At 64.8% G+C, this 24,107-nt stretch carries 18 protein-coding genes and 1 riboswitch; of the genes, 10 read left to right on the top strand and 8 right to left on the bottom strand.

Annotation, left to right across the window (positions count from 1 at the left end; all coding sequences use genetic code 11):
* The first annotated feature begins 8 nt into the window (after window positions 1-8).
* The 5 genes from ACZK29_RS03455 (at window position 9) to ACZK29_RS03435 (ending at window position 6,220) form a co-directional block, all read left to right on the top strand.
* A complete protein-coding gene (locus tag ACZK29_RS03455; RefSeq protein WP_478446679.1) occupies window positions 9-926 on the top strand; it encodes a LysR family transcriptional regulator in 918 nt (305 codons plus the stop codon).
* 414 nt (window positions 927-1,340) lie between these two features.
* On the top strand, window positions 1,341-2,336 hold the full coding sequence (gene dusB, locus ACZK29_RS03450) for a tRNA dihydrouridine synthase DusB (RefSeq protein ID WP_478447066.1): 996 nt from the start codon (window positions 1,341-1,343) through the stop codon (window positions 2,334-2,336).
* A 60-nt stretch (window positions 2,337-2,396) separates the two neighbouring features.
* Window positions 2,397-3,224 carry a class I SAM-dependent methyltransferase gene (locus ACZK29_RS03445; RefSeq protein ID WP_478446678.1) on the top strand — a complete coding sequence of 276 codons (828 nt, stop codon included), beginning with the start codon at window positions 2,397-2,399 and terminating at the stop codon, window positions 3,222-3,224.
* Between the two features lie 162 nt (window positions 3,225-3,386).
* Window positions 3,387-5,213: a DUF7657 domain-containing protein gene (locus tag ACZK29_RS03440; protein WP_478446677.1), complete on the top strand. Its 1,827-nt coding sequence runs from the start codon at window positions 3,387-3,389 to the stop codon at window positions 5,211-5,213.
* Window positions 5,210-6,220 (top strand): glycosyltransferase family 2 protein, encoded by a 1,011-nt coding sequence (locus ACZK29_RS03435; protein ID WP_478446676.1) that lies wholly within the window; start codon window positions 5,210-5,212, stop codon window positions 6,218-6,220. Before ACZK29_RS03440 ends, ACZK29_RS03435 begins: the two co-directional genes overlap by 4 nt.
* 50 nt (window positions 6,221-6,270) lie before the next feature.
* Here ACZK29_RS03435 and ACZK29_RS03430 read toward each other — a convergent pair whose 3' ends face one another.
* The 3 genes from ACZK29_RS03430 to olsF all read right to left on the bottom strand — a co-directional run bounded on the left by ACZK29_RS03430 (window position 6,271) and on the right by olsF (window position 9,956).
* Complete coding sequence (locus tag ACZK29_RS03430) at window positions 6,271-7,329, bottom strand: metal-dependent hydrolase (RefSeq protein WP_164146632.1); 1,059 nt, start codon at window positions 7,327-7,329, stop codon at window positions 6,271-6,273.
* A 114-nt stretch (window positions 7,330-7,443) separates the two neighbouring features.
* On the bottom strand, window positions 7,444-8,244 hold the full coding sequence (locus ACZK29_RS03425) for a UDP-2,3-diacylglucosamine diphosphatase (RefSeq protein ID WP_478446675.1): 801 nt from the start codon (window positions 8,242-8,244) through the stop codon (window positions 7,444-7,446).
* Window positions 8,241-9,956: a bifunctional ornithine lipid synthase OlsF gene (olsF, locus tag ACZK29_RS03420; RefSeq protein WP_478446674.1), complete on the bottom strand. Its 1,716-nt coding sequence runs from the start codon at window positions 9,954-9,956 to the stop codon at window positions 8,241-8,243. The genes ACZK29_RS03425 and olsF overlap by 4 nt, the downstream gene beginning before the upstream one ends.
* 324 nt (window positions 9,957-10,280) lie before the next feature.
* Here olsF and metK point away from each other — a divergent pair, with 324 nt between their 5' ends.
* Together metK and ACZK29_RS03410 are read left to right on the top strand one after the other, a co-directional pair.
* A complete protein-coding gene (gene metK, locus ACZK29_RS03415) occupies window positions 10,281-11,492 on the top strand; it encodes a methionine adenosyltransferase (RefSeq protein ID WP_164146633.1) in 1,212 nt (403 codons plus the stop codon).
* 139 nt (window positions 11,493-11,631) lie between these two features.
* Window positions 11,632-12,138, top strand: a complete 507-nt coding sequence (locus ACZK29_RS03410) for an acyl-CoA thioesterase (RefSeq protein WP_010481883.1) — start codon at window positions 11,632-11,634, stop codon at window positions 12,136-12,138.
* A gap of 88 nt (window positions 12,139-12,226) precedes the next feature.
* Here ACZK29_RS03410 and ppc read toward each other — a convergent pair whose 3' ends face one another.
* Window positions 12,227-14,938 (bottom strand): phosphoenolpyruvate carboxylase, encoded by a 2,712-nt coding sequence (gene ppc, locus ACZK29_RS03405; protein ID WP_111205209.1) that lies wholly within the window; start codon window positions 14,936-14,938, stop codon window positions 12,227-12,229.
* Between the two features lie 309 nt (window positions 14,939-15,247).
* Entirely contained in the window at window positions 15,248-17,764 is a 2,517-nt protein-coding gene (locus tag ACZK29_RS03400) for a S9 family peptidase (RefSeq protein ID WP_111205208.1), read from the bottom strand.
* Window positions 17,765-17,884: 120 nt separating this feature from the next.
* Window positions 17,885-17,968: riboswitch (S-adenosyl-L-homocysteine riboswitch) on the top strand.
* A 36-nt stretch (window positions 17,969-18,004) separates the two neighbouring features.
* On the opposite strand from ACZK29_RS03400, the gene ahcY reads away from it, so the two are divergent.
* Complete coding sequence (gene ahcY, locus ACZK29_RS03395; RefSeq protein ID WP_014036003.1) at window positions 18,005-19,450, top strand: adenosylhomocysteinase; 1,446 nt, start codon at window positions 18,005-18,007, stop codon at window positions 19,448-19,450.
* Between the two features lie 177 nt (window positions 19,451-19,627).
* Here the strand turns inward: ahcY and ACZK29_RS03390 are convergent, their stop codons facing one another.
* Both ACZK29_RS03390 and ACZK29_RS03385 read right to left on the bottom strand, forming a co-directional pair.
* Window positions 19,628-20,155: a DUF2290 domain-containing protein gene (locus tag ACZK29_RS03390; RefSeq protein ID WP_478447065.1), complete on the bottom strand. Its 528-nt coding sequence runs from the start codon at window positions 20,153-20,155 to the stop codon at window positions 19,628-19,630.
* A 123-nt stretch (window positions 20,156-20,278) separates the two neighbouring features.
* Window positions 20,279-22,354: a DEAD/DEAH box helicase gene (locus ACZK29_RS03385; RefSeq protein ID WP_478446673.1), complete on the bottom strand. Its 2,076-nt coding sequence runs from the start codon at window positions 22,352-22,354 to the stop codon at window positions 20,279-20,281.
* Window positions 22,355-22,508: 154 nt separating this feature from the next.
* Here ACZK29_RS03385 and ybaK point away from each other — a divergent pair, with 154 nt between their 5' ends.
* Window positions 22,509-22,982 (top strand): Cys-tRNA(Pro) deacylase, encoded by a 474-nt coding sequence (ybaK, locus tag ACZK29_RS03380; RefSeq protein WP_106549233.1) that lies wholly within the window; start codon window positions 22,509-22,511, stop codon window positions 22,980-22,982.
* Entirely contained in the window at window positions 22,982-23,467 is a 486-nt protein-coding gene (locus ACZK29_RS03375; protein WP_478446672.1) for a hypothetical protein, read from the top strand. The genes ybaK and ACZK29_RS03375 overlap by 1 nt, the downstream gene beginning before the upstream one ends.
* Before the next feature lie 75 nt (window positions 23,468-23,542).
* Here ACZK29_RS03375 and ACZK29_RS03370 read toward each other — a convergent pair whose 3' ends face one another.
* The gene (locus ACZK29_RS03370; protein WP_478446671.1) at window positions 23,543-24,100 is read right to left on the bottom strand and encodes a DUF3228 family protein; all 558 of its coding nucleotides are present in this window, start codon (window positions 24,098-24,100) and stop codon (window positions 23,543-23,545) included.
* Between the last annotated feature and the right edge of the window lie 7 nt (window positions 24,101-24,107).

Raw genomic sequence — 24,107 nt, 5'->3', positions numbered from 1 at the left:
AATTCCCGATGCTTCCCACCGAGCGCCTGCGCGGCATCGAGGCCTTCGTCGCCACCGCCGATGCCGGCAGCTTCACTACCGCCGCCGAACGCCTGCACCTGACCAGTTCGGCGGTGGGCAAGACCATCGCACGGCTGGAGGCACGCCTGGGCGCGCGGTTGTTCGAACGCAGCACGCGCCGCCTTCGCCTGACCGAGGCCGGTGAGGGCTTCTACCGCACCTGCGTGCGGGTGCTGGGCGAGCTGGCCGATGCCGAGTCGGTGCTGGTCTCGCACGCAGACGCGCCCGTGGGCCGCCTGCGGGTGGATGCGCCGGCCACCTTCGGGCGCCTCAAAGTCTGGCCGTTGCTGCTGCAGCTGGCCGCCGAGTTTCCGCAGTTGCATCCGCAGGTGACCTTCAGCGACCGCTTCAGCGACCTTGCCGAGGACGGCGTCGACCTCGCCGTACGCATCGGCGGTCCCGAGCCGTTGCCCGCCACGCTGGGCAACCGCCTGCTCGGTTACGAATGCCTGCGCTTCTGCGCCTCCCCAGCCTACCTGCTTCGGCATGGCCAGCCCCGCTCGGCCGCCGAGCTGGCCGGGCATGACGGTGTGCTGTTCGGACGCGCGGACGGCAGCATCGGGCCATGGCAGGTGGCTGATCGCAGGCAGCGCAGTACACCGATGCAGGCCCGCGCGCGCCTGGTGGTTGGCAGCGCCGAGGCCCAGGTGGCGGCGGTCGAGGCCGGCTTCGGCATCGCGCAGCTGGCCACCTGGCTGGTCGATGACGCGCTGGCGCGCGGCAGCCTGGTCTCGATCCTGCCGTCGCTGGACTGCCGCGGCCTGCCGCTGCGCCTGCTGTGGCCGCAGGGTCGGCAACGGCTGCCACGCGTGGACGTGGCCCTGGACCGTCTCGGCGCCGGGTTGCAGATCGATCCGCCGCGCTGAGCGAAGCGCCAACAGGGACGACCGCAGGCAGTGCCATCGCAGCCTGGTCGACTGACAATCGACTCTACCCAGGCTGGCGGCATTCCCAAGCCTGGGCAACGCCGGGCCTGGCAGCCGGGGGCGGCGCGACCGGGTAGAGTCGACTGGTAGTCGATTGCTTTCCGGCCAGGCCGCGGAAACCCCGCGCTTCGCGCGATAGTCGACTGACAGTCGACTCTACCCCGTCTCGCCACATCCCCAGCCCGGCGGCATTGGCCTTCACCAAGCCGCCCACCATCTCCCGCCCTTTGGGGGCGGCGGAAGCAACCGTCAAGCATCTGCTGATGCCGGTACGGCATGAGGTCGGTGCCGATCGGCCTGAACCCGAGCCGCGCCGACACGGCCGTACCGCCGCCCGCGCCCTACAATGGGCGCATGCAGATCGGCCCGTACACCATTGCCCCCAACGTCGTGCTGGCGCCCATGGCCGGCGTCACCGACAAGCCCTTCCGCCTGCTGTGCAAACGGCTGGGTGCGGGACTGGCCGCCTCGGAAATGACCATCAGCGACCCGCGCTTCTGGAACACGCGCAAGTCCATCCACCGCATGGACCATGACGGCGAGCCGGCACCGATCAGTGTGCAGATCGCCGGCACCGAGCCGCAGCAGCTGGCCGAGGCCGCGCGCTACAACGTCGACCACGGCGCGCAGATCATCGACATCAACATGGGCTGCCCGGCCAAGAAGGTGTGCAACACCTGGGCGGGTTCGGCACTGATGCGCGACGAGCAGCTGGTGGCGCGCATCCTCGAAGCCGTGGTCAACGCGGTGGACGTGCCGGTCACGCTGAAGATCCGCACTGGCTGGGACTGCGACCATCGCAATGGCCCGCTGATCGCGCGCATCGCCGAGGACAGCGGCATCGCGGCGCTGGCGGTACATGGCCGCACCCGCGACCAGCACTACACCGGCCAGGCCGAGTACGGCACCATCGCCGAGATCAAGGCCGCGCTGCGCATTCCGGTGATCGCCAACGGCGATATCGATTCGCCGCAGAAGGCTGCCTATGTCCTGAAGGAAACCGGCGTGGACGCGGTGATGATCGGCCGCTCGGCGCAGGGGCGCCCGTGGATCTTCCGCGAGGTGGCGCACTACCTGGCCACCGGCGAGGAACTGCCACCGCCATCACTGGCGGAAGTGCGCGACATCCTGCTTGGCCACCTGCACGCGCTGCATGCGTTCTATGGCGAGCCGCAGGGCGTGCGCATCGCGCGCAAGCACCTGGGCTGGTATGCAAAGGACCGGCCGGAGAATGCTGCCTTCCGCGCCGTGGTCAACCGCGCCGAAGACCCGCAGAGCCAGGTCGCACTGACCACCGAGTACTTCGACCGCCTGATCGCCGGGGAACCGGCGCTGCCTTCGGCGGCCTGAGCCGCCAGCCCCGCGTTTCCGAACAGTCGAGCCAGCTCGACGCTACAAGAGCCCGCCGTCATGACCCCGCCGATCTCCTCCCCGACCTACCTGCACGGGTTCTCCGGCACCGAGCAGCAGCGCCTGATGACCCAGGCGCGCCTGCTGGAATCGAGCATCTTCGGCCAGATCGACTACAGCGGCGCGCGGCGCCTGCTGGAAGTCGGAAGCGGCGTGGGTGCGCAGACCGAGATCCTGCTGCGCCGCTTCCCGGAACTGCACGTGACCGGCGTGGACCTGAGCGAGACCCAGCTGGAGACTGCACGCGCGAACCTGTCGCGCACACCATGGTGCAGCGACCGCTACACCCTGCAACAGGCTGACGCCGGCGAACTGCCCTTCGAGGCGCGCAGCTTCGATTCGGCGTTCCTGTGCTGGGTGCTGGAACACGTTCCGTCACCGGCACGCGTGTTGAGTGAAGTGCGTCGCGTGCTCGCCCCGGGGTCGCCGGTCTACATCACCGAGGTGATGAACGCCTCGTTCCTGCTCGACCCGTATTCGCCGCATATCTGGCGCTACTGGATGGCCTTCAACGATTTCCAGTACGACCATGGTGGCGATCCATTCGTCGGCGCCAAGCTGGGCAACCTGCTGCTGGCCGGCGGCTTCCGCGACGTGCACACCGAGATCAAGACCATCCACCTGGACAACCGCGAGCCGGCGCGTCGCAAGACGATGATCGCGTTCTGGGAACAGCTGCTGCTGTCGGCCGCCGACCAGCTGCTGCAGGCCGGCTCGGTGGACGAGGAAACCGTGGAGGGCATGCGCCGCGAGTTCCGCCTGGTGCAGAACGACCCGAACGCGGTGTTCTTCTACTCGTTCGTGCAGGGCCGCGCGACGGTGTATTGAGGCCCATCCTCGCCACAGGATGGCCTGCGGCTCCGGCGGCAACCGGCTAGAATCCCGCAGTCCCGGCCTCGGAACGGCGCGTGCCGGGATCCCCCTCTATTGCCCTCAGGCATCGGTGTGCGGGTACGTCGCGCATGGATGGACCTTACCTGCGAGCGCATGATGAGTGACAGCGGACGAACGCCTTTCTCCACCCATGATGTGAACCTGCCGGGCGGGCTCCTGCCCAGCCAGACGCGCCTGCTCGCCGGGATCATCGCGCTGTTGTGCATTCTCTACGTCGCATTCGCGCTGACGCCATCCTCCTACTCGCTGGCCTACGAGTATCTCGGCCTGGCGCCACAGAACCCGGTACTTGGCAGCGCCCGCATGATCCGCAGCGATGAGTGGATCGTGTTCACGCCCTACATCCAGATCGCGGTCAACAACGATTTCGGCCAGTTCAACGCACACTCGCCGTACCACGAGTCACTGCGCACCTTCCAGGCGCTGCCGCTGCTCGACTGGGGCCTGCTGTTCAAGCCCTACCACTGGGCGTTCTTCGTGTTGCCAGCAGCGAACGCCTATTCGTTCTTCTTCATGTTCATGGCCATGGCCTTCCTGAGCGGATGGGCCCTGTTCCTGCGCCAACTGCGGATGCCGGTACCAGCCGCAGTGCTGGTTTCGGCCACGCTGTTCTTCGCGCCATTCGTGCAGGTCTGGTGGACCAGCAATGCCGGTGCCTTCGCTCTGGCACCCTGGGCCGCCGCAGCCTGGCTGTGCATCGGCAATCGCTGGGTTCGCATCCTGGCCAGTGCGTACGCCCTCGCTGTCTGGGTGATCGCAGTGTCCTATCCGCCCTTCATCATTTCCTCGCTGCTGGCCATGGCGGTGCTGGTCCTGGCCTTCCGTCGCGATGCCCTCACGCTTCCACGACTGATCGATGCCGGCATCGCAGGCGCGCTCGCATTGGCCGTGTTCATCGGTTACTTCCACGACATCATCCCGATCGTTCGCAACACGGTTTATCCGGGCCAGCGCCAGAGCGCCGGAGGTGGGGTCGGGCTGACGTCCCTGTTCGCGCACGTCTTCCCGAACCTGATGACCTACCGGTTTGCACCGCTGCCAATGTTCAAAGGCTCCAACGAGTGCGAGATCGCCGTACTCGGCAGCCTGTTGCCGCTGTTCACTCTGGTCCTTGCTGATGGCGCACGACTGCGCGAATGGGTGCGGGGCCACCGCGGCAGCGTGCTGGCCCTCGCCGCTGGCGTACTGCTGATCGCCTGCTGGATCTTCCTGCCCGTGCCCGTTCTGGTCGGCAAGTTGACCGGACTCTCGATGGTGCCACCCGCACGCGCGCTGCTGGCGTTCGGCCTGCTGCTCAACATCGGCTGCGCGATGATCCTGGTGCGGTGCGGCGTACGCCTGGAGCGCAGGCGTCTGCTGCTGCTGGCTGCGCTGCTGATGGCTGGCAGCGTGGCCAAGTTCCTGTTCGGCGAAGGCCAGTTCAGCCGCCTGCACAGCGCCGCCGATGCCCTTCCCTATCTGTGCTTGATCGGACTGGCCGTTGCCGCCCGCCGCCCAAAGCTGTCGGCGCATGCGGCCACCTTGGTCCTGGCCACCGCCGCCTTGGCCAATCTGCTGGGCAATGGCTTGTTCAACCCTGTGCAGCCTGCCGGGCCGATCTTTGCGATGGACCGCGCTGCCGTCCTGCACTCCCTGCAAGCCCGGGGCTCAGCCACCACGCCCGAAGGCGCGCTGGTGGCTCCCGGTGGGTTCGGGGCCCTCCTGCCGGGTGTTGGTATTCCCGCCGTGAACCATGTGCTGTACCTGCCACAGATGGAATACTTCCGCCGGTACTTCCCATTGATGCCCGACGAGGCGTTCAATTTCACCTTCAACCGCTACCACCACATCACGGTAGCGCCTGAGGGCGACGCACCACGGGTGCTGCAGGGGGATCTGGTGGAACTGCCGGCAAAGGCCCTGCTGGCCCATCCAGCCCCATGACTCCGATGACCACCATTACGACCTCCGCATCCACGCCGGCTCGGATCGCCGTAATCATCCCCTGCTACAAAGTGACCCGCCACGTGCTGTCCGTCCTCGCGGCGATCGATGATGCGGTAACGGCGATCTACTGCGTGGATGATGCGTGCCCCGACGGCAGCGGCCGCCTGATCCAGGCCGAAGCCAACGACCCGCGTATCGCCGTGCTGTTCCATCAGCACAACCTGGGCGTCGGCGGCGCGATCAAGACCGGGTACCGCGCGGCCATCGCAGATGGCATGGACATTCTGGTGAAGGTCGATGGCGATGGGCAGATGGACCCGGCGCTGCTGATGGACTTTGTCGCGCCGATCGCCGACGGCCATGCCGACTACACCAAGGGCAACCGATTCTGGAACCTGACCCACATCCGTCGCATGCCCCCGGTGCGGCGCCTGGGCAACCTGCTGCTGTCCTTCATGACCAAGGCTTCGTCCGGGTACTGGCAGGTGTTCGATCCGACCAACGGCTACACCGCCATCCATGCCAAGGTCGCCAGCCACCTGAAGCTCGAGGCGGTCAGCAACCGCTATTTCTTCGAGACCGACATGCTGTTCCGACTGAACACCGTGCGCGCGGTCGTGCAGGATGTGGCAATGGATGCCCACTACGGCGACGAAACCAGCAACCTGCGCATCGGTCGCATCCTGGGTGAGTTCACCTTCAAGCACCTGCGCAACACGCTCAAGCGTATTGCCTACAACTATTTCCTGCGCGACCTCAGCATCGCGTCGCTGGAGCTGGTCGCGGGCAGCAGCCTGCTCGCCTTCGGGGGGCTGTTCGGGCTGTACCACTGGGTGCGGTCGGCCCAGGCCGATGTCGCCACGCCGGTGGGTACCATCATGATCGCCATGGTCGCGCTGATCTCCGGGCTGCAGTTCCTGCTGGCGTTCGTTGGCTTTGACATCGCCAACGTGCCGCGCCAGGTGCTGAACCGTTCGATCAAGCTCAACCGCCAGCAGCAGTAGAGCCGCGCCATGCGTGGCTGTTGTTCGCGCCATCCACGCATGGCGTGGATCTACGGGTGTGCAGCGCCGGGCGCGGCGGCTGCCGGCTCGTGCCAGATGCGTTGCCACATCGCGGCCAGCCGGCGCCCCGCGTCGGCGCGTGCTGCCGGGCTGCTGTAGTCCACGCGCAGCTGTTCGGGCACGATCGGCCGCCACTGCCCGTCCACCTGTTCGGCCACGGCGAAGTTGAAGGTGTAATCCGGTTCCAGGCCCATGCGCAGATCACTCAACACCAAGCGCCGGTCAACGACCTGCGCACGCATGAAGCCGCGGTTGAACCACTGCAGTCGCTGCACCGCCGGAATCGCCTGCGCCTCGCGCAGTGCCTGCACGTTGGAGGGATGGCCTTCGAACTGCATCGGCCCATGATCGGCGACCAGCGAGCGGTCTCCGACCACGTAGCCATTGGGCGTCATCGCCACTACCCGCCATAGCAGCGTATTGAACGGCATCGGTACCGAGAAGCGCGGCGCGTCGGCCAGGCCCATCGCGGCCAGGCTCTGCTGCGCGACGCGGTCGACCTGGGCCTTGGCCACCAAGCCCCAGCCCAGGTATGCGCTGCTGACCAGCAGTGACACCCCCAGCACTTTGCCCGCCCACGGCCGGGTACGACCGAACCAGGCCGACACGCAGCCCAGCAGCAGCCACGCCGTGTATGCAGGGTCGATGATGAAGACGCTGGAGCCCATGGTTGGATGTGGCCGCAGCGGCCACCACAACTGGGTGCCATAGACAGTGAACGCATCCAGCACCGGGTGGGTCACCAGCGCCAGCTGGATCGCCCAGAACCAGCGCACCGGTGACTGCGCGACGCGGCCGTTGCCGAAGCGCTTGAACAACCACCAGATCAGTGCCGCCACCCAGGGCAGCACCAGCAGCGAATGGCTGAAGCTGCGGTGCTCGACCATGTTCGCTAGCGGGTCGGTGGCGGTGAAGCCGAGCCACAGGGCATCGAGGTCCGGCAGGGTGCCAAGCGCGGCACCGGCCAGCAGGGCCGCGCGGCGATGGCCGGGCGGAGCGATGGCAGCAGCGACGGCGCCGCCGAGCACGATCTGGGTCAGGGAATCCATTGGCCGATGCTAGCGGCTTGCGGGCGGTGCATGTAGAGCCGAGCCCATGCTGCTCTTTGTTGCCCGCAACGGCAGCCGAGCATGGGCTCGGCTCTACAAGGGGACAGACGCGGGTTACGCCGCCTGCGACAACCGCGCGCCCGGCAGTTCCACCAGGGTCTGCCCGTTGTGGTCGAGCAGACGCAGCGCGCCGTCGTGGTCTTCGGCCAGCGCGGTCAGGCTTTCCACCCAGTCACCATCGTTCGCATAGACCAGGCCGTCGCGTTCGACCAGCGCGGCGCGGTGGATATGGCCACAGACGATGCCATCCAGGCCACGCCGGCGCACGTCGTCCAGCCCGGCCTGCACGAAGCGCTCGATGTAGCGTTCGGCCGCACCACTGCGCTTCTTCAGGAATTCCGACAGCGACCAGTAGCGCATGCCCAGCCGGCGCCGCACTGCATTCAGCGCCTGGTTGCCGGTGAGGATGCGGTAGTACAGCCAGTCGCCGAATTTTTCCTGCAGGCCGCCGAAGTGGGTCACGCCGTCGTAGTCGTCGCCATGCGCGACCAGCAGCCGGCGACCATCGGCGGTCACATGGATGGCGCGGCGGCGCACCTGCATCGCTGGCAGCATCAGCCCGCACACCTGGCGCAGCGAGGCATCGTGGTTGCCGGGAATGTAGATGATCTCGGTGCCGGCACGGCGCAGCGCGTGCAGGGCCTGGATGACCTCGCTGTGCGACTGCCGCCAGTTGGCACGGCGATGGGCCATCCACCACAGGTCGATGATGTCGCCGACCAGGTACAGACGCTCACAGCGCAGCTGCGAGAGAAAACGTGCCAGTTCGGCGGCATGGCAGTGACGTGACCCCAGATGCACGTCGGAGACGAACACTGCGCGCCGGTGTGGCGACAGGTTCGCCAGCGTGCTCATGCCGGCGTCCCCGCATCACGCAGGTAGCGTTTGCGCTTGTTCGGCCGGATCGCGCACAGGTCCACTTCGATCAGGCCGTCGATCGAATCACTGAAGTCCGGGTCGACACCGAAGGCGAGGAAGCGCGCGCCACCGGGTTCGCACAGATCGGTGTACTGGCGATACAGCGTCGGCACGCCAGTGCCGAGTGCGGCCAGATTGGCCTTGAGCACATCGAACGCGGCGCCTGCATCCAGCTCGCCAAAACTCGGCGGCGCGGCGAAGTACTGGAACGGGCGGTTCGATTCGGCCAGACCGGCGGTGCCACTGTAGTAGCGCTGGTAGTACGCCACCAGCTGCTCGCGCGCATCGCGCGGCAGCGCCGCACTGATCGACACCGCACCGAACAGGTAGCGGATGCCCGGCCGGCGCTGCAGGTAGGCGCCGATGCCCTGCCATAGGTAGTCCAGGCTGCGGCTGCCCCAGTAGTCGGGCACCACGAAGCTGCGGCCCAGTTCCAGGCCTTCGGCGATGTGGGTGATGGCGTCGTCGGAATAGCGGAACAACGATGCGCTGTAGAGCCCGGACAGGCCGTGCCGGGCCAGTGCCTGGGCGCCGCGCATGATCCGGTAGGCGCCGGCGATGCGCTGCGCGGCTGCGTCCCAGATCACGATGTGTTCGTACCGCGGATCGTAATCGTCCAGGTCGCGGCTGCGCCCTGTGCCCTCGCCTACCTGGCGGAAGGTCAGCTCGCGCAGGCGGCCCAGTTCCAGCAGCAGCGGTGAATCGGCGCTGCAGGTCGCCAGCAGGATCTGCTTGCCGTCAGCGGTCTGGCCCAGCTGGGTGGCTGCGGCAATGCCGGCGGCAACCTGCGAAGGTGGTACCGGCGACGCCAGCGGCTCCGGACCTGCAACAGCAGCGGCATCGCCCGCCGCCCCATTACGGCCCAGCGCATACAGCGCGCGGCGCACGGCCAACAGCTGCGCGCCCGGGTCACCGCCCTTGCCCAGCTGCATCGGCTCACCGATGCACAGGCGCAGCGGACGGCCACGGCGGGTGAACATCTCGCGCGCCAGCAGCGCGGTACCGGCCGGCTTGAACAGGGTCGAGGCGCCATAGAACAGCGCCGAGTTGCGCGCCTCCACCCGCACCGGCAGCACCGGCGCACCGGCGGCGCGGGCAAAGCGCACGAACCCCCGCTGCCAGCGGCCATCGCGGATGCCGCGCAGCGAGAGGCGTGAGACCTCGCCAGCCGGGAATACGATCACGCACTGCTCGGCCGCCAGCGCCTCCTCCACGGCGTGCAGGCTGCCACGCTGGGCCTTGCCGCCGAGAATGCGCACCGGCAGGAGCAGGTCCTGCAGGGGCGCGATGGCCCCCAACAGGTCGTTGGCCACGATCCGCACATCGCGGCGGATGCGGCCGACCGCGTCCAGCAGCGCCAGTGCATCCAGTGCCCCGGACGGATGATTGGCAACAATCAGCAGACGGCCGGTGGCCGGGATCTTCGCCAGCGCGGCCGGGTCCACCTGGTACTGGCCATCGATGAACTCCAGCCCGGCGGCGACGAAGCTGAATCCGCGCAATCCTGCACTGCGCTGCAGGAAAGCTTCGATCTGGTCCAACCGCGACCAGCGCCCGACGCTGCGCAGCAATGGCCGCGCCAGCTGGCCACGACGGCCATGGAACCAATCGGGAAAGCGTTGCTGGAGACGCTGTTCAAGTTCCTGCATGGCGGATCCACTCATGCCCGGCGGCCGGATTGGCCGACAGCCTGCGCCCGGCAGACGGCAGCCAGATGGCGGTTCTGGGGCAGAACGATGACGGTCGACCCGCCCGGGGCGGGGCCGCAACCGGCCCCCTGGCCACCCCGCCCGTTGTCACGCTGGTGGAACACTGGGCCTCGAGGCTGGGGCCCAATCCCGTCAGGACGGCCCTTGCCGGGCCTACGCGGGCTTAACCACCGGCAACCGGTACAGGTTCACAATGCACAGGCGGCGCACCCCGTGTATCATGCGCGCCCATCTTTCCATCCGAATCAAGGGATATTACGCCTGATGTCCAGCTATCTCTTCACCTCCGAGTCGGTCTCCGAAGGCCATCCGGACAAGGTTGCCGACCAGATCTCCGATGCGGTGCTGGACGCGATCCTGACCCAGGACCAGCGCGCCCGCGTGGCCTGCGAAACCATGGTCAAGACCGGTGTTGCCATTGTCGCCGGTGAAATCACCACCAGCGCCTGGATCGACCTGGAAGCCCTGACCCGCAAGGTCATCACGGACATCGGCTACGACAGCTCCGACGTCGGTTTCGACGGCGCCACCTGCGGCGTGCTGAACCTGATAGGCAAGCAGTCGCCGCACATCGCCCAGGGCGTGGACCGCAAGAAGCCGGAAGAAATGGGCGCTGGCGACCAGGGCCTGATGTTCGGCTATGCCACCAACGAGACCGACAGCTACATGCCGGCCGCGATCCACCTGTCGCACCGCCTGGTCGAGCAGCAGGCCAAGATCCGCAAGAAGAAGAACTCGCCGCTGCCGTGGCTGCGTCCGGACGCCAAGAGCCAGGTCACCCTGCGCTATGAAAACGGCGTGGTCTCGGCCATCGACGCCGTGGTCCTGTCGACCCAGCACGCCCCGGGCATCAAGCAGAAGGACCTCATCGAGGCCGTCCGCGAAGAGATCATCAAGCCGGTGCTGCCGGCCAAGTGGCTGCACAAGGGCACCAAGTTCCACATCAACCCGACCGGCAAGTTCGAGATCGGCGGCCCGGTGGGCGACTGCGGCCTGACCGGCCGCAAGATCATCGTCGACACCTACGGCGGCTGGGCCCGTCACGGTGGTGGCGCCTTCTCCGGCAAGGACCCGTCCAAGGTCGACCGTTCGGCTGCCTACGCGGCCCGCTACGTCGCCAAGAACGTGGTTGCCGCCGGCCTGGCCGACCGTTGCGAAGTGCAGGTCTCCTACGCCATCGGCGTGGCTGAGCCGACCTCGATCTCGGTCACCACCTTCGGCACCGGCAAGATCAGCGACGACAAGATCGAGAAGCTGATCCGCAAGCACTTCGACCTGCGCCCGTACGGCATCATCAAGATGCTCGACCTGGTACACCCGATGTACCAGCAGACCGCGGCCTATGGCCACTTCGGCCGCAAGCCGAAGGAGTTCAGCTACCTCAACGGCGAAGGCGAGACCGTCAGCGCCACGGCCTTCTCCTGGGAGAAGACCGACCGCGCCGCCGCCCTGCGCGCCGATGCGAAGCTGAAGTAAGAAACACGAAGGGCCGCGCGAGCGGCCCTTCTGCTTTCTGGTAGAGCCGGCCGCTGGCCGGCTTTTTCATGGTCTCCGGAAACAATCGCGGGGTTGCCGGCCAGCGGCCGGCACTACCGGTTGCCGATACAATCGCCCCATGTCGACCGAACTGAAAACCCACCAGCTGTCCATGACCGTGCTGATGTCGCCGGAAATGGCCAATTTCTCCGGCAAGGTCCACGGTGGCGCGATCCTGCGGCTGCTCGACCAGGTCGCCTATGCCTGTGCCAGCCGCTACGCCGGCAGCTACGTGGTCACCCTGTCGGTGGACCAGGTGATGTTCCGCCAGCCCATCGCGGTGGGCGAACTGGTCACCTTCCTGGCCTCGGTGAACCATACCGGCACCTCGTCGATGGAGATCGGCATCAAGGTGGTGGCCGAGGACATCCTCAAGCGCAGCGTGCGCCACGCCAACAGCTGCTTCTTCACGATGGTGGCGGTGGACGAGGAAGGCCGGCCGACGCCGGTACCGCCCCTGCAGCCGGCCACATCCGACGAGAAGCGCCGCCAGGCCGCCGCGCAGATCCGCCGCCAGCTGCGCCAGGAAATGGAACAGCGCCACCTGGAACTACTGGCGTCGAACCCGCCTTCGCCTGAAGAGTGAGGTAGTGCCGGCCGCTGGCCGGCAACGCCCCGTGTGCTGCCGAACATCATGACGTTGCCGGCCAGCGGCCGGCACTACCAAAGCCAGATCACCCCGTGTTCTGCACGCCCTGCGAAACACCGTTCACGCACGCAACCAGCGCGCGCAGCAGGTCGTCGTCCTCGCGGCCGCTGGCCCGCCAGCGCTGCAGCAGATCCACCTGCAGCACGCTGATCGGATCGACGTAGGGATTGCGCAGGCGGATCGACAGCGCCAGCCGCGCATCGTGGTCCAGCAATGTCTGCTGGTCCATCAGCGCCAGCAACCAGTGCCGTGTCAGGTCCAGCTCGCGCTGCACCTGCGGGAAGAAGCGTTCGTGCAGTTCGCCCGACAGCTTCGAGAACTGCTCTGCGATGGTGATATCGCCCTTGGACAGCACCATCGCGATGTCGTCCAGGAAGGTGCGGAAGAACGGCCAGTCACGCGCCATCTCGCGCAAGGTACCCTCGTGGCCGCCATCCACGGCCGCCTGCAGGCCACTGCCCACGCCGTACCAGCCCGGGATGACCGCCCGCGCCTGGCTCCAGGCAAATACCCAGGGAATCGCGCGCAGGTTGCCCAGCGCGGCGTCCTGGCCGAGCCGGCGCGACGGCCGCGAGCCCAGCGTCATCCGTTCGATCACATCGATCGGCGTGGCGGTGCGGAAGTAGTCCATGAAGCCGGCCTGGCCGACGAAGCCACGGTAGACCTCGCTGCTGGCAGCGGACACCACGTCCATCACCGGCCGCCAGTCGTCCTCGCGCGGCTCAGCCGCGCGCGGGCGCAGGCTGGCGCGCAGCACCGCGCCGGTGGCCTGTTCCAGCGAACGCAGCGCCAACGCACGAATACCGTATTTGCGATGGATCACCTCGCCCTGCTCGGTCACCCGCAGGCGGCCGTCGATGCTGCCGCGCGGCGACGCGTCGACTGCGTGCGTGGTCTTGCCACCGCCACGGCTGATCGAGCCGCCGCGGCCATGGAAGAAGGTCAGCCGGATGCCCGCCTCGGCCGCCACCTCCAGCAGTTCCACCTGCGCGCGCTGCAGGCCCCAGCGCGAGGCGGCGATACCGCCGTCCTTGCTGCTGTCCGAATAACCCAGCATCACCATCTGCACGTCGCCGCGCGCGCGCAGATGGCCGCGATACACCGGGTCGGCCAGCAGGTCGCGCAGCGTGGCGGTACCGCGCTTGAGGTCGTCCACCGTTTCAAACAACGGCGCGATATCCAGCGGCACTGATCCGTTCTCTTCCACCAGCCCGCCACGGCGTGCCAGCGCCAGCACCGCCAGCACATCGCTGCGGTCGTGTGCCATCGAGATGATGTAGCTGCCCAGCGCATCACCGCCATGGCGTGCGCGTGCATCGGCCAGTGCCGCGAATACCGCATCCAGCCGCTGGTTGCCTTCGTCGTCACCGTTGGGCAATGCCGTTTCACCGCTGGCATGCGGGCCCAGCAGCCGCGCACGACCCAGTGCATCCAGCGCCTGCCAGGCCTCCTCGCCGCCCAGCACGGCGCCCAGCGCGCGCGCATGCACGCTCGACTCCTGGCGCACGTCCAACCGCGCCAGATGGAAGCCGAAGGTCTTCACCCGCCACAGCAGGCGCTGCACGGCAAAGCCACCGGCATGCTCGCCGCGGTTCGCACGCAGGCTGTCGAGGATCAGCTGCAGATCCTCGATCAGCTCGTCCGGACCAGCGTAGTTGCCTTCGCCATCATCCAGCGTGGCCTGAAGGCGCGCGCGCATGCGATCGTTGAGCAGGCGGTACGGCATGTCGGCATGGCGCGGGCGCGACTGCACCTGCGGCAGCAGCTGCTGGTACTGCGCCACGCGTGCCTGCAACGCATCACTCACGCCCACCCGCTCGGTAGACTGGCTGAGCAGGCTGGCCAGCTGCAGCAGTTCCTTCTGGTAGCGCCCCAGCACGGCCTGCCGCTGCGCATCCAGTGTGTTGCGGATGGTGTGGGCATCCACATTCGGATTGCCGTCCATGTCGCCGCCCACCCACGTACCGAAACGCAGCAGGCGCGGCAACGGCAGTTCTTCCCCATAGGTATCGCGCAGCGCCTGCTGCAGCGATTCGTACAGCACCGGGATCACCCGGTACAGCACCTGCACCAGATAGAACCCGACGTGCTCGCGTTCGTCGTCGACGGTGGGCCGCACCGGCGAGGAATCGGTGGTCTGCCACGAGGCGGTCAGCGCCATGCGGAAGCGCGCGGCATCAGCGGCGGCCTCACCCGGCGTGCGCTGGCCGTCGAGGTTGTCGACCAGGCTGGCCACCATCAGCTGCTCTTTTTCCAGCAGCGCGCGGCGCACCGCCTCGGTCGGGTGCGCGGTGAACACCGGTTCGATGTCGATGCGCGGGAGCCACTGCGCGAGTTCGTCCAGGCCCACGCCCTGCGCCTTCAGGTGCTGCAGCGCGTCCTGCAGGCCATCAGGCTGTGCACCTGCGGTACCAGCGCGCTGATAGTCACGGCGACGGCGGATGCGATGCACGCGCTCGGCGATGTTGACCACCTGGAAGTACGTGCTGAACGCACGCACCATGGTTTCGGCCTGCTGCGGCGTGCGCCCGGCCAGGCCATCGGCCAGCTCCGACAGCGGCGCCTGGTTTTCGCGACGGGCGATGGCGCGGGTACGCACGTCCTCGACGTCATCAAGAAACGCGGCCGACACCTGTTCGACCAGCAGGTCGCCGACCAGTGCGCCAAGCCGGCGCACATCATCGCGAAGCGGAAGATCGGGAGAAGCAAACTCGATGCTGCTGCGGTACTCGTTCATCGGCGACGCACAGGCCTCGGTCAACGGATCCAGGCCCCAAGCCTATCCCAGATCGGGCGTCGTGCTGCGATGCAAGAATGGTTTCATCTGCATGCATCGCCGGATGTGACCGGAGAGGAAACACCGACTGGAACCACCGCGCGGGAAACACCGACTGGGTAGAGTCGACTGTTAGTCGACTGCTCTCCTGTCAGGTCTTCGAAAACCCGCGCTGCGCGCGCTAGTCGACTAACAGTCGACTCTACCCAGTCGACTCTACCCCGTCGCGTCACAGCGGCCCCTGTTGCAGGGGCCGCCCTCATGCAGGTATCAGCGCTTCTTCTTCGCCTTGCCCTGCTCGGCCGGGCCGATGGTCTGCTCCAGCCAACGCTCGCTTTCGGCCAACATGGTCATGATCGATTCGCGTGCGCGGTAGGCATGCGATTCGTTGGGCAGCATCACCAGCCGCGCGGTGCCACCCAGGCCCTTCACCGCGGCGAACATGCGCTCGCTCTGGATCGGGAACGTGCCGGAGTTGTTGTCGTCCACGCCGTGGATGAAGAGGATCGGATCCTTGATCCTGTCGGCGTAGTTGAACGGGGCCATCTTCTGGTAGACATCCTGCGCCTGCCAGTAGTTGCGTTCCTCGGCCTGGAAACCGAACGGCGTGAGCGTGCGGTTGTAGGCGCCACTGCGCGCGATGCCGGCCTTGAACAGGCGGGTGTGCGCCAGCAGGTTGGCGGTCATGAACGCACCGTAGGAATGGCCACCGATGGCGATGTGATCGCGATCGGTCACGCCACGGCGCACCACTTCATCCACCGCCGCCTGCGCGTTGGCCACCAGCTGTTCGATGTAGGTGTCGTTGGGTTCCTTGTCGCCCTCGCCGATGATCGGCATCGACGGGCTGGCCAGCACCACGTAGCCCTTGGCCAGGAACGCCTGCGGGCCCCAGTAGCTGACCGCGTTGAAGCGGTACGGCGAATCGGTCACCTGGCTGGCCGCGGCCGCGCTCTTGAACTCACCCGGATAGGCCCACATCAGCAGCGGCCGCGGGCCGTCGCGCTTCGGGTCGTACCCCGGCGGCAGCAGCAGGGTCGCGGTCAGGTCGACGCCGTCCTTGCGCTTGTAGCGGATCTGCTCCTTCTGCACACCCTTCAGCTGCGGCAGCGGATGGGCGAAATGGGTCAGCGCGCGCGGTGCGGCACCGGCATCGGCCAGCGACTGCACGTAGAAGTTGGCCGGCTCATCCGGGCTTTCACGGCTCAGCAGCAGCGAGCTGCCCTGGTCGTCCAGCAGCGCCACCGGCGCGGCGTAGCTGGGCGCCTGCGAGTGGAACAGGCGGGTGGCCTTGCCCGTGGAGATGTCGAAGCGGTCCACGAACGGGCGGTCGCCCTCCGGCGATGCACCGGCACCGGCCAGATACAGGCTGCCGCCATCCGGGCTGGTCTGCAGCAGCGAGCGGCCGCGGTCGTCGCTGGACAACAGCGGACGGCCCGGATCGGAATAGCGGTCCTGCGCGTCACGATCCCACAGCAGGCGCGGCTCGGCACCGGCATTGTCCGGGGCAATCAGCCAGGTCCTGGTCTTGCGCGTCTTCCACCACGACTCGGTCAGCAGGGCCAGGTCGCCACGGCCCCAGTTGATACCCACCAGACGGCTGCCGAGCTGGGCCAGGGTCACCGGCGGCTTGTCGAACGGCGCCGCCTGCATCAACACCGCATCGCGCACCTTGGCCTCCCGGTTCGGATCACCGCCGTCCTGCGCTTCGGCCCAGACCAGGGTGGCATCGGCATCACCGCGCCAGCTGATGTCGCGCACGCCGGTCACTTCGGCGTCGTTGCCGGTTGGCAGGCCTTCCACCAGCGGACGCACGGCCACGGTGTGCACCAGCTTGCCGCTGGCACGGTCGATCACTTCGATGCGGCGCGGGAAACTGCTCACCGGCACCACGTAGGAATACGGCCGCTGCACCGGCTGGCGCAGCACGAAGCGGCCATCCGGCGACACCGAGAAGCCCATGAAGATGCCGGCCGCGCCAATCGCGCGGGTGTTGCCATCCAGGCTGACTTCCATCGGCTGGGTGGTGGCGTAGTAATCGAACTGACGCGCGTCGGCCTCGTTCTTCAGCAGGTCCTGGTAGGTACGGATCGACACCACGCCGCCGCCCTGGCTGGTCTGCTGCACGGCCGGGCCGGTCGGGATGCCGTCGACAGCCGGCGCCGCACCCAGGTTGGCCGGGCGGGTGAACACCACCAGTCCGCGGCTGTCCGGCAGCCACTGGTAGCCGCTGCCGATCACCGTGTTCAGGCCGGCAACCAGACGGCGGGCACTGCCACCGGCCACGTCCACCAGCCACAGTTCATTGGCGCCACTGGCGGCATCGACCTGGTTGAAGGCCAGCCACTTCTGGTCCGGCGACCACATCACACTGGCGATCGACAGCTTGGCCGGCAGGCCGCTGATCGGCCGTTCCTTGCCGTCGGCAACGTTCATCAGCCACAGCTTCTCGCCGAAGCTGAAGCGGCTGTCGGAGAACGTGCGCGGGTTGATACGCAGGCCGGCCAGCTTCAGTTCCGGCTGCGCCACCACCTGGATCGACGGCAGCGACGGCATCTGCATCATCGCGGCCACGTCGCGGCGTGGCGACAGGTACAACGAGGGCGCACGGGGCGCGTCCACCACCGCCTGCAGCGCGGCCGAAGGCAGCTCATAGCCGTTGGCGCCCTGCGCCTGCGCTGACGCGGGCTGCGGGGCCGCAGCCCAGGCCAGCGGGGCCACCGCCAGCAGTCCCATCGACAGGACCAGGCCGGTCCAGCGCCGTGTGCGGCGCGCGTGCATGCTCATCGTTCCACCTGTGTGATGCGTGAAAACACTGACCTTAACAGGCCGTGCACGCCGCCCCATCTGCCGATGGTTGGGTCATCCGGATGTCATGCCGAGGCCGCGATATAATGGGGGTTCTCCCCTGCCGAGGGGCGCTGCGACCGGATCCCACGAGGCCCGGCCAGGCTCGGTAAGGTGGCTTTGTAACAACGGCGCCCGGCTAGATGCGAGCACCCGCTCGTCCACAACCGGAGCACACGAATGAACGCTGTTGCCAAGACCTTCTCCACCGAAGGTGATTACAAGATCCGCGATATCACGCTGGCCGATTGGGGCCGCAAGGAACTGGACATCGCCGAGCACGAAATGCCGGGCCTGATGTCGATCCGCCGCAAGTACCAGGCCGAGCTGCCGCTGAAGGGCGTGCGCGTGACCGGCTCGCTGCACATGACCATCCAGACCGCGGTGCTGATCGAGACCCTGAAGGACATCGGCGCCGACGTGCGCTGGGCCTCGTGCAACATCTTCTCGACCCAGGACCACGCGGCCGCCGCCATCGCCGCCACCGGCACCCCGGTGTTTGCCTGGAAGGGCGAGACCCTGGAAGAGTACTGGGACTGCACCCTGGACGCGCTGACCTTCACCCTGGCCGATGGCACCCTGACCGGCCCGGAGCTGGTGGTGGACGACGGCGGTGACGTGACCCTGCTGATCCACAAGGGCTACGAGCTGGAAAACGGCAGCGACTGGGTCAACACCGCCTCCGCCTCGCACGAAGAACAGGTCATCAAGAACCTGCTCAAGCGCGTCGCCAAGGAGCGCCCGGGTTACTGGGGCCGCGTGGTCAAGGACTGGAAGGGCGTCTCCGAAGAGACCACCACCGGCGTGCACCGCCTGTACCAGCTGGCCCAGGCCGGCACCCTGCTGATTCCGGCGATCAACGTCAACGACTCGGTCACCAAGAGCAAGTTCGACAACCTGTACGGCTGCCGCGAGTCGCTGGCCGATGGCCTGAAGCGCGCGATGGACGTGATGCTGGCCGGCAAGGTGGCCGTGGTCTGCGGCTACGGCGACGTCGGCAAGGGCTGCGCCGCCTCGCTGCGTGCCTATGGCGCGCGCGTGATCGTCACCGAGATCGACCCGATCTGCGCCCTGCAGGCGGCGATGGAAGGCTATGAAGTCAACACCATCGAATCGACCCTGGGCCGTGCCGACCTGTACGTCACCACCACCGGCAACAAGGACATCATCCGCATCGAGCACCTGAGCGCGATGAAGGACCAGGCCATCGTCTGCAACATCGGCCACTTCGACAACGAGATCCAGGTCGATGCGCTGGTGTCGTTCGCCGGCATCAAGCACGTCAACATCAAGCCGCAGGTGGACAAGTACATCTTCCCGAACGGCAACGCGATCTTCCTGCTGGCCGAAGGCCGCCTGGTGAACCTGGGCTGCGCCACCGGCCACCCGAGCTTCGTGATGTCCAACAGCTTCGCCAACCAGACCCTGGCACAGATCGACCTGTGGGCGAACAAGGACAGCTACGAGAAGAAGGTCTACCTGCTGCCGAAGAAGCTGGACGAGGAAGTGGCCCGCCTGCACCTGGAAAAGATCGGCGTGAAGCTGACCACCCTGAGCCAGGAACAGGCTGACTACATCGGCGTGCCGGTGGAAGGCCCGTTCAAGCCGGACCACTACCGCTACTGATGCCGTGCGCGGTGCCGGCCAGCGGCCGGCACTTCCGGTGCGTGCGACACACGGAACGGGCGCCTTCGGGCGCCCGTTCTGCGTTGGCGCGCGGTCGGCTAGATCGTCCTCTCCTCCACGATCTCCGCCAGCTCGAGGGTAAATAAGGAAACTAAACGTGCCAGCTCTTCCTGCAAATTAGGTACACCGAAGTTCGATCAAATCGAGCTCCTTAACGAACGCGACAGGAACGTTGAACTTTGCCGACCGAATGTTCGCCATCAACGAGGCCGAATTTCTACGCCCTATTAGGCGCCTCCAACTGTCCGGATACATATGCCGCATAACAAAAAGCATAAATGCCAATGGCGACATCTTGTTGCAACTTATCCGAACTTGATTCATTAACCCGAGATGGATATGAGCTACTGGATGAACGCCTTCTTCATAGCCTCGTTCATCATAGTCAAAACGAATGGGAGTGACGTGAGGACGTACTGACGCCGTATAGAGAACCATCAAGTAATCATCCTCATGAACCCTGCGGCTCGATGGACTATCCGCAACGCCAATCGTCTTCAGGTAATCAGCAAAAGTTACGACATCCAGAGGGCAATGAATATAACTGTAAGACGGGCGCTCACCTTCACTAAAAACCAAAAGTGAATGATCGGACAGCTTTACGTGGAAATACCTGTTCTCGTACAAATATTTCCACTGCTCCATGTAGCTCATAACCCTCAAATCTCGAATAATTTCGTTTCTGAGAATAAAAGAGTCATCGCCAAACTCTGCCACAGGAAAGCCCGACTCCCTAGCAATGGGCCTCAATACTGGAGTGTACATAGCTTAATTGAGTCGCTTTCTAGATTTGCGACCAGCCTGCACCTCCTTCAACTTTTTGCGCAAAATTCGCTCAAAGTCGTCTAACTCCAACCCATCACCCAGAGAGTCTATCTCCGCCTCGATTACGGAAGGCTCAATACTGATCAAATCTCTCTTCATGAAGACCAACTCTTGTTCAGTTGGATAAGTGAACTCAAGATGCGGAAATTTACTCTTTGCTGCGGATAACTCCTGAACGAAACTCTGCGCTGCAGCCCCCATGCCCGTAACACAAAGCCATCCCTTCGCGCGAGTCATACCAGTAAATGCCATGTTTCTTGAGCGCGGCGTGGGCCTAGCAAACAGAGCATCAATACCAACCAAATAAACAGAGTACGCCTCGTTACCCTTGGCTTTGTAAATTGTAGAAAGAGTAACTTCCCCTCCCCGCTGAAAGTCCCGCAACTCAAATCCAGCGGAGTGAATGTTATTTACCCTGATGCCGAGCGAACCGAGGGCATTCGATATCGCGCGGAGATATGTATTAGCATTCCGATCATCCGCGCTAATCACAAGAACATCCTCAGCTGATATACCCTGCTCCTGAATATCCCGCCTTATCCTATCAGCAACAAATTCAACTTCGTCATTGAAGTCACCAAAAGCCTGACAAGCTATGATTTGATCAATGGAATTTGTATCACTGATCGATGACGGAGAATTTTCCCTAGGGCGCTCAATGACAACCCTCTCCCCGAACGCAAGCTCCCCCTTCACCTCATATCCAAAATCCTCCCAATGCTCCTTTGACTCGAGCATCTGGACGATCTTTGATCCGTAAACTCCAAAACCGATAGCATGGGCACAGAGCAGTATCTCACGCGGATTGCGATAACACTTATGAAGGACAATTTGTTCATCAAATTCCACCACAGCCTGGCCGTCCTCGTTCACCCCAAAAAGAGTGGCCGCGGTAGGAATTTCCACATCAAATATTGTCTGAAAGACGTCATAAGCAATAACCAATCGCTCGTCAGAGGCGACCCTAAGTGCCAAGCTCATAAATTCAGGAGGAAAATCCTGAGCCTCATCAACAAAAACATAATCGTAAACAGATGAAATACTTACGTCCGCCAAAAGCCGTTCACAGGCTGCTGCGAATGGCCGGGCAGAAATAGCCTTCGCCTGAGCAAAATTAAGAGGATCGTGCCCATACCTCCTTGCCACCTGGTAGTACAGTCCATCGTTTGTTGCTCCACCCCAAGCATGCAGAACCTGCAGACGATCCCAGTTTGGATCCCGATCTTCATGCATTCTGTAAAATCTAGTAATGAGCTGCTTGATATGTTGATACAAGCTCTTCGTATAAAACGTAACGACAATATTTGCGTCAGGCTCCCTAATAGCGGTAAGAGCAGCCTTCAACGCAAGCACAACCGTCTTTCCCGAGCCAGCAAGACCCTGAATTCGCTGAAGACCGGCAATCTCGCTCATGTATGCAACACGTTGATCCCGATCAAATCTTCGAATCTCGTCTTCCAATCTGATGATGTCAGCAACGCGAGAACTTTCAGAAAATCCTTGGATTTTTCGCTCTTTTGCTTTCAACAGCGACTTGGAGCCGTCGATTACTGAAACAAGCTCTTCGAAAACATCCGGCTCGATCTCACCCTCACTCAAAAGCGATTTTATTTTCGCATCAAGACCAGCAAAGCCAACTACCACACTATCATCGACATTACCTTCTTCCACCCACAAGAAGGCATCAATGCCAAATTTTAGCTGTGCTCTTCCGAGACGAAGCCTCGGATATCTCACCAGGCGTGAAAATATTTGACTGAAAGCTCCCTCCAGCTGATCAGCCGTCCCCGAACCGACCGAAACTGGCGCACTAATAAGCACAACTCCAAGCAACGGAGATACGACAACGACGTCAGCCACAAGCAATTTGTCATCCTCCCTAAAGAGAGGAAAACCATAGAAAAGCAAAGAGTCAGATAGACCAAGCTCTTCCTGCTTCTCTTTGAGATGTTCAATCAACCGGCGAAGGCCGGCGTTACCGCGCACGACAGAATCTTTCGGAAAAACCTGCAAAGCCATTTATCTTCTCCGGCATAGGCCAAACTGGACATGCACGCAGTCCTTCACTTCATCATATCCAATCGTTGAGCCTGATTGCGTTGGAGCCAGTAAAATCTCCGTCACCAATAGTCTCGGTCAAGGCAACGCGCCCAGCGCGCGCTACGATGCAGCCATGACCCCGGCCATCAACCTCCTCAAGCGCGAGAAGATCGCCCACACCGTGCGCAGCTACGTGCACGACGCCCACGCCGAATCGTATGGCGGCGAAGCTGTCGACAAGCTCGGCCTCGACCCGGCCCAAGTGTTCAAGACCCTGCTGGCCAGCACCGAGGCACACGAACTGCTGGTGGCCATCGTGCCGGTGGCCGGCCAGCTGGACCTGAAGGCATTGGCCGAAGCGGCCGGCTGCAAGAAGTGCGAGATGGCCGCCGCCGATGCCGCACAGCGCGCGACCGGTTACCTGGTCGGTGGCATCAGCCCGCTCGGGCAGAAGAAGCGCCTGCGCACGTTCCTGGATGCCAGTGCCGAAGCGCTGCCCGCACTGCATGTCAGTGCCGGACGCCGTGGCCTGGAAGTGGAACTGGCACCCACCGATCTGCTGCGGCTGACCGCCGGCCACTACGCGGCGATCGGAAAGGCGCGTTGATGCGCTGGCCGTGGTCCGCGACGCCGTCGCCCCGGCTTGAGGATGCCCAGGCCGACGTCCTGCTGCGGGACCTGCTGTCGCGCGACGGCAAGCGCATCTCCGACGCTGCACGCACGGTCGCACGGCTGTTCACCGCGTCCTCGCTGGATGCATTGGCCGCGCATGCGGACCTGATCGAACAGCACTGCCAGGGCATCGCGCTCGGCGGCATGCTGATCAGCAACCAGGCCCACCTCAAGGCCGCGCTGCAACGATTGCGCTACTGGCAGGCACGCGAGGGCTGCCTGTGCGTGCTCAATCCCGGCTACCCGTTCTTCGATCCGCGTCGCCTGATCGAACAAGGGCAGGTGCAGCTGATCTCGTTGCAGCAGGCCGAGGATGGTTGGGGCGATTGCCATACCGTTGCCTGCACCCAGTGCGGCCAACGCTGGCAGGCCATCGACCGCGAGTACCACTACCCGTGGTGGGAATGGAACGCCGTCTGAAGTCCAAGCAGCCACGCATGGCGTGGCTCTACTGCGGTCGGTACATTCACGCGATGCGTGGATGACAAATGTCGCTCACGGCCGCCAGTTCGCGTTGTTCTCCCAGAACTCGACAGAACGCCGGTACGCCTCGCGATCCAGCGGCACGCCGGAGCCACCCTCCTCCACCCCCAGCGCATTGCGCATCATCGTGATCGGCGCCATCGGCACTTCTTCCGGCTCGGCGGTGTAGATGCAGCCGACGATGCCCCAGTCGGCCTCGATCGGTGAACCTTCCTTCGCCAGCTGCTCGGCGCTGTACAGGATCACCACCAGGTAGTTCGCACGCGGCGATTCCACGCCTTCGAACCAGCGCACCAGCACCGGCAGCTCGTCACGATTGCGCGCCTCGTAGCCACTGCGCAGCTGGTGGCGGTTGGCATCGGTGATCGGCACCGTCAGGCAGCGCGTGCTGGTCCAGTTCTCATAGACGAACAGCTTGCAGAATGGTGCGTAGCCATCGAGCACCTTCATCGGCGCATGCGTGTTGAGGTGGGCTTCGAACTGCTCGGCAGTGCAGTCCTGGATGGTGTTGCCGCGCGGCACGCGCGGGAACAGGCGGGGACGGGCGAAATCGGTGAGGACGATGGACATGGCGCGG

The organism is Stenotrophomonas sp. 89682_Sma (assembly GCF_056481405.1).
The sequence above is the reverse complement of the archived record's forward strand: the minus strand, read 5'-3'. Positions and strand labels throughout refer to the sequence as shown.

Excerpts from the sequence above, each read along its gene's own strand:
- ACZK29_RS03455 (WP_478446679.1), top strand. The coding sequence starts at position 9 with ATGCTTCCCACCGAGCGCCTGCGCGGCATCGAGGCCTTCGTCGCCACC.
- dusB (WP_478447066.1), top strand. The coding sequence starts at position 1,341 with ATGCAGATCGGCCCGTACACCATTGCCCCCAACGTCGTGCTGGCGCCC.
- ACZK29_RS03445 (WP_478446678.1), top strand. The coding sequence starts at position 2,397 with ATGACCCCGCCGATCTCCTCCCCGACCTACCTGCACGGGTTCTCCGGC.
- ACZK29_RS03440 (WP_478446677.1), top strand. The coding sequence starts at position 3,387 with ATGAGTGACAGCGGACGAACGCCTTTCTCCACCCATGATGTGAACCTG.
- ACZK29_RS03435 (WP_478446676.1), top strand. The coding sequence starts at position 5,210 with ATGACTCCGATGACCACCATTACGACCTCCGCATCCACGCCGGCTCGG.
- ACZK29_RS03430 (WP_164146632.1), bottom strand. The coding sequence starts at position 7,329 with ATGGATTCCCTGACCCAGATCGTGCTCGGCGGCGCCGTCGCTGCTGCC.
- ACZK29_RS03425 (WP_478446675.1), bottom strand. The coding sequence starts at position 8,244 with ATGAGCACGCTGGCGAACCTGTCGCCACACCGGCGCGCAGTGTTCGTC.
- olsF (WP_478446674.1), bottom strand. The coding sequence starts at position 9,956 with ATGCAGGAACTTGAACAGCGTCTCCAGCAACGCTTTCCCGATTGGTTC.
- metK (WP_164146633.1), top strand. The coding sequence starts at position 10,281 with ATGTCCAGCTATCTCTTCACCTCCGAGTCGGTCTCCGAAGGCCATCCG.
- ACZK29_RS03410 (WP_010481883.1), top strand. The coding sequence starts at position 11,632 with ATGTCGACCGAACTGAAAACCCACCAGCTGTCCATGACCGTGCTGATG.
- ppc (WP_111205209.1), bottom strand. The coding sequence starts at position 14,938 with ATGAACGAGTACCGCAGCAGCATCGAGTTTGCTTCTCCCGATCTTCCG.
- ACZK29_RS03400 (WP_111205208.1), bottom strand. The coding sequence starts at position 17,764 with ATGAGCATGCACGCGCGCCGCACACGGCGCTGGACCGGCCTGGTCCTG.
- ahcY (WP_014036003.1), top strand. The coding sequence starts at position 18,005 with ATGAACGCTGTTGCCAAGACCTTCTCCACCGAAGGTGATTACAAGATC.
- ACZK29_RS03390 (WP_478447065.1), bottom strand. The coding sequence starts at position 20,155 with ATGGAGCAGTGGAAATATTTGTACGAGAACAGGTATTTCCACGTAAAG.
- ACZK29_RS03385 (WP_478446673.1), bottom strand. The coding sequence starts at position 22,354 with ATGGCTTTGCAGGTTTTTCCGAAAGATTCTGTCGTGCGCGGTAACGCC.
- ybaK (WP_106549233.1), top strand. The coding sequence starts at position 22,509 with ATGACCCCGGCCATCAACCTCCTCAAGCGCGAGAAGATCGCCCACACC.
- ACZK29_RS03375 (WP_478446672.1), top strand. The coding sequence starts at position 22,982 with ATGCGCTGGCCGTGGTCCGCGACGCCGTCGCCCCGGCTTGAGGATGCC.
- ACZK29_RS03370 (WP_478446671.1), bottom strand. The coding sequence starts at position 24,100 with ATGTCCATCGTCCTCACCGATTTCGCCCGTCCCCGCCTGTTCCCGCGC.